This is a genomic window from Brooklawnia sp. (genome assembly GCF_032229645.1).
In the GTDB taxonomy this organism is placed as follows: Bacteria; Actinomycetota; Actinomycetes; order Propionibacteriales; family Propionibacteriaceae; genus Brooklawnia.
In genome coordinates this window covers 1-4,230 of sequence record NZ_JAVTWX010000144.1, presented here as the reverse complement: position 1 = coordinate 4,230, position 4,230 = coordinate 1, and the positions used below count along the sequence as shown (strand labels likewise).

5 protein-coding genes are annotated in these 4,230 nt (G+C 66.5%); 1 reads left to right on the top strand and 4 read right to left on the bottom strand.

Features of this window, described 5'->3' with window-relative positions:
* A partial coding sequence (locus AAFP05_RS12020; RefSeq protein WP_341730111.1) for an AAA family ATPase occupies window positions 1-721 on the bottom strand: 721 nt, incomplete at its 3' end.
* On the opposite strand from AAFP05_RS12020, the gene AAFP05_RS12015 reads away from it, so the two are divergent.
* On the top strand, window positions 668-1,150 hold the full coding sequence (locus AAFP05_RS12015; protein ID WP_341730110.1) for a recombinase family protein: 483 nt from the start codon (window positions 668-670) through the stop codon (window positions 1,148-1,150). The genes AAFP05_RS12020 and AAFP05_RS12015 overlap by 54 nt on opposite strands.
* A gap of 11 nt (window positions 1,151-1,161) precedes the next feature.
* Here AAFP05_RS12015 and AAFP05_RS12010 read toward each other — a convergent pair whose 3' ends face one another.
* From AAFP05_RS12010 to mobF, 3 genes are all read right to left on the bottom strand, one after another.
* Window positions 1,162-1,728, bottom strand: coding sequence for a PIN domain-containing protein (locus AAFP05_RS12010; RefSeq protein ID WP_341730109.1), 567 nt, complete (start codon window positions 1,726-1,728; stop codon window positions 1,162-1,164).
* Entirely contained in the window at window positions 1,728-2,168 is a 441-nt protein-coding gene (locus tag AAFP05_RS12005; RefSeq protein ID WP_341730108.1) for a helix-turn-helix domain-containing protein, read from the bottom strand. Before AAFP05_RS12005 ends, AAFP05_RS12010 begins: the two co-directional genes overlap by 1 nt.
* A 132-nt stretch (window positions 2,169-2,300) precedes the next feature.
* Window positions 2,301-4,109, bottom strand: a complete 1,809-nt coding sequence (gene mobF / locus AAFP05_RS12000; protein ID WP_341730107.1) for a MobF family relaxase — start codon at window positions 4,107-4,109, stop codon at window positions 2,301-2,303.
* Between the last annotated feature and the right edge of the window lie 121 nt (window positions 4,110-4,230).

The following is a 4,230-nucleotide window of genomic DNA, read 5'->3' as shown; positions in this document are numbered from 1 at the left end:
GGCGGTGGGTGCGGGCTTGCTGGTTGAGGTCGTGGACGATGTCGCGGGTGGGGGCGAGCATGATCGAATCCAGCCCGGTGTCGGTGTCGGCGCGCCAGGCGTCGAAGGCCTGGCTGGTCATGGTGGCGAGGTCGCCGACGTGGACGCGCTGGTTGTCAAGGTAGAAGCCCAGAGCCGACACATCGCCATTTCGGAGGGCCAGCGAGGCGGCGGATTCTGCGGGGTCGGTGAACCGCATAAGCTCGGTTAATTGGACGGCCCCGTGGGTGGTCTGGATGTCGCGGAGGACTCCGCCCGCCCCTATCGCGGCGAGCTGTTGGTCGTCTCCGATGAGCCGGACGGACGCGCCCTGCTCGACCGCCCACGAACATATCTGGGCGAGGCTGATGGTGTCGGCCATGCCGGCTTCGTCGATCACGATCAGTGTCTTTGGGCCGATGTGGGATGCCCATTCGGGGAGTTGGCCGTGTGTGATGTGCCAGGCGAGTTTGGCCAAGGTTTCGGTTGTGGTGCCGGTCTGCTCGCGGAGGTGGGCGGCTGCTGCAGCGGAGGGTGCAGGCCGAGGACGCTGCCACCGCCGGTGGTCCAGGCGGTGGCGAGGGTGTGCATGGCGGCGGTCTTGTCGACGTGTCGGGTTTGACCGGCGTACCGGATGAAGGAGGTCGTCATGAGCGGCAGGGCAACAGACAACGTGGTGGAGCAGGTCGTGGTGTACCTGCATATCTCCGAGGACCGTACCGGCGCAGAGGCCGGGGTCGAGCGGCAGCGGGAGGACTGCCTAGAGATGTGCGGCAGGCTCGGGATCACTGATCCGGCGATCTTCATGGACGACCACATTTCGGCGTATTCGGGGAAGAAGCGCCCCGGCTATATCGAGTTGTTGGAGCGGGTGAGGCTCGGGCCGTCGCGGATCGTGGCGTGGCATGTGGCTCGCCTCTACCGTCGCCCGCGGGAGTTGGAAGGCGCGGCAAGCAGAGCGCCGCGCAGACATGCCCGCCGCCGACGCCGCCCGACAGATCGAGGCCAAACGCGCCGAGCAGGAGAACCGGCGGCAACAAACAGCCGAGCGGGAGCGGCACTCACCGAGCCGCTCGAGCACGGCCGGCGCCGCAGCGACCCACGCCGCGACGGGCGAACTCGAGGCCTGTAGATGTCTCGCGCCTATGTGGTGGGGTTTCCGAGTACCTGGCGGATCAGGTCTGCCGTGTGGGGTGCATCGACCGCGAGGCGATCCAGCACGTCCGGCGCGGTGGCGTCACCGCGCCAGGCGCGGGCGACCCCGGTCACGATCCTGCCCAGCGTGTCCGGGTGTGATTCGTGGAGCCCGGTGAGAAAGGCATCCGGGTGCTGAGCCTCGGTACCCCACGGGCCGAGAGCGTCACTGGGAAAGTCGCGCAGATTCCGAGTGACTATCACCTGTGCCCCGGCGTGAATCGCAGCAGCCAGAACGTGCCTATCGTCGGGGTCGGGGAGTTCGAGCTGGTCGATAAGGTGCTCATAACCGGTGACCGTCGCATCGCGGATCGCGTCGTTCATCAGCCGCCGAGTGCGATCCAGCCTGGCCGGGTCGAGGTCTGGACGGTTCGCCCGGAGGTTGCCGAACACCTCCTCAAGAATCCGATCCGTCCACTTCGGCTGCACCAGCCGCGCCAACCCGACCCTGATCAGCACATCCCTCAGTGTGGACGGGTAGAGCACATTCGCGTCATAGACGACGACCTGCGGCATCAGGACAGCCCGAGCGCGTGCGCCTCTGCCGCCAGCTCGTCCGCAGCCGCCGTCCGGCGGGCGTCGTCCTCTCGTAGGTAACGCACCAGCGACGCGGCCTTCACGCGACGGTGGGTGCCGACCGTGCGGTAGGAGATCTCCCCGGCATCGAGCAGACCGATCAGGAACGGACGAGACACGTTCAGCACATCCGCTGCCTGCTGTGTGGTCAGCTCCGCGTGCGCTGGCACGAGAGTCACCCCCTCACCGTGGGCGAAGCTGTCCAGCACGCGGGCAAGCGCGACCAGCACCGAGCCCGGCACCTCCAGCTCCCCGTCCGATCCGCCCAGGCTCAGCCGCACCGGAATGTTCGCATCCCGTGCGGCGTCAAGGCTGCGCAACGCCGAGGCTGCCAGCTCTGCGTCTGTCGGCTCGGGCACCAGTGTCGCGATGTCGCTCATCAGCCCGCTCCTCTCAATCGAAACTATCGAAACAGTCGCAATAAGTGTAACGCCGATGAGTCGTCTCCACCAGGGGCCGCACACCGCAACCCGCGACGCATACGCCCACAACCGAGAACATGCACAGTGGCGTCAAACTCGACATGTGGTATTCCCCGCGCCCGCCGGAGCGATCGCCAACTGAACCCGGGCACCGGACGAAGCCATCGCCGTGAAAAGCTCGGCCTGCCCAGCATTCAGTTCCAGATCGTTGCTGGCGGAGGCTTGCAGGGCCGCTGCGATGTGCTCGGCAGGCAGCCGGTGGCCGTCGGTCCGTCCGGCTAGGTCGAGGAGCCGCTGCTCGGCGCGGATCACCTGGGTGCTCGTGTAGAGGTCGGAGCCAGCGACTGTGTAGACGCTGGCGCCGTCGTGGCGGCGCAACGGTTCGGGTTCGTTGATGCCCATGTCGGGCTTGGCGAGCAGGATCGACCGGTCGGTTGCGGTGGCGACCAGCAGGTTAACGGCCGCGTCTAGCCGCTGCAGCGGCACATCGGTGCGCCGCAACTGGCGCAAGGCTTCGGCCCGCATGTGTGAGCCCTGCCAGGTCGCCGCCCGCGCGGACAGGACCTCGACGATGCGGTCAGCGGCGGTCTCGAACCATGCCGCGTCCGCATGTTCAAGCTCGGGATGCTTGGCGTGGGTGACGGTGGCCAGCATCCGCCGTAGAGGGGCTTCGCCGCCGAGGGTCTCGACCGCTTGGGTGCGCCAAACTGCCCGCTGCTCGGCCAGGGATCGGGGTTCGTGTTTGGCGTCGCGGGTCTCCAGGGTAGCCTGCTGGGCGAGCTTCACCGATTCCACCACCGATGGCGGGCGGTGATGATCTTCTTGAAACCGGGCCACCAGCTGCGCCCGGCGGGTTTCGATGTCGGCACGGCGGCTCGACCAGCGCTCATTCAACACTGCTGGGACGCCGTCGATCTCCCGAATGGGCCGCTTCCGTGCGTCCTCGGTGGGGCGGTCGGCGAAGTGGAATCCTTCGCGTTCCAGCAGCTTGATCAGCACGGTGTTGTAGTGCTCGGACGCTGCGACCGCACCTTTGTAGAGGACGCGTCCGTCGATCGCCAGCCACTTACCGGAATCGGCGGTTTTGACCTTGTTCGCGACCGCCACATGGGTATGCAGATCCGGGTCCCCGGCCCTCGAATCACGGTGAGTGAACGACGCGGCGACCATCCCGATGACGTCGACCTGCCGCACCCCGCGGGTGCCTTCACGCGAATACAACAACCGCGACTCGATAAACTTCAGCGCGGATGCGACGGCCTCTTGGTGGGCGATCTCGATGCGCGCCGACGTCTTCGGGTCGGCGACCGCCCACAGCGTGGAGACGCTCTTCGGCGGCGAAAACGTGAGATCGAAACCGGCCACTGTAGTAGATGCCGGACGCGAATGCCGGGCGATCGTCCCCGCCAACTCGCGGGCGTCGGCGGGTGGACGTCCGTACTCTTTGATGAACGTCTCCCGGGCCACGTCGGTGCGGATCTGCGCCCGGTCGTCAATCGAGACGGGGGAGTCACGGCTCAGTCCGCGCGCCTTGTTTAGCTCGGTGATCCGGCGTGCGACCTCGATGCGGAACTCGTCCACGCCACCGTTGATCCGGAACGGGGATCCCAGCCGCATGGCTGCGTCCACGAGGTCTTTGGGAGCGTTGGGGCCGAGCTGGCGGACCAGCACCGGGCCGAGCGGATTCAGCCCGGTGCCGAACAAGGCCTGCATCTGGTCCTGCGTCACAACCGAATCCCTGAGGGATGGATCGATCGATGCGCAGATACCAGGGGTTTCGCCGCGCTCGGAGTAATACGATGCCAGGCCCGTGTAGCCCTTCTCGGTGACGTCCTGCACAGCGACCTGCCGGGTCAGGTAGTCATAGCCCGACCCGGCCGACAACTTGTGCAAAGACATCGTCATACCACCACAAGCCACCAGGCGGTGCTTTCCTGCTCAGTAGGAGCAGTCGGAATTTGGTGGAGTTAGTCGTCCGGAATCATCGCGCTCAACGCCGCAATCGTGGCTGCGACCTCGC

Coding starts and splice junctions, on each gene's coding strand:
- AAFP05_RS12015 (WP_341730110.1), top strand. CDS start 668: ATGAGCGGCAGGGCAACAGACAACGTGGTGGAGCAGGTCGTGGTGTAC.
- AAFP05_RS12005 (WP_341730108.1), bottom strand. CDS start 2,168: ATGAGCGACATCGCGACACTGGTGCCCGAGCCGACAGACGCAGAGCTG.
- AAFP05_RS12010 (WP_341730109.1), bottom strand. CDS start 1,728: ATGCCGCAGGTCGTCGTCTATGACGCGAATGTGCTCTACCCGTCCACA.
- mobF (WP_341730107.1), bottom strand. CDS start 4,109: ATGTCTTTGCACAAGTTGTCGGCCGGGTCGGGCTATGACTACCTGACC.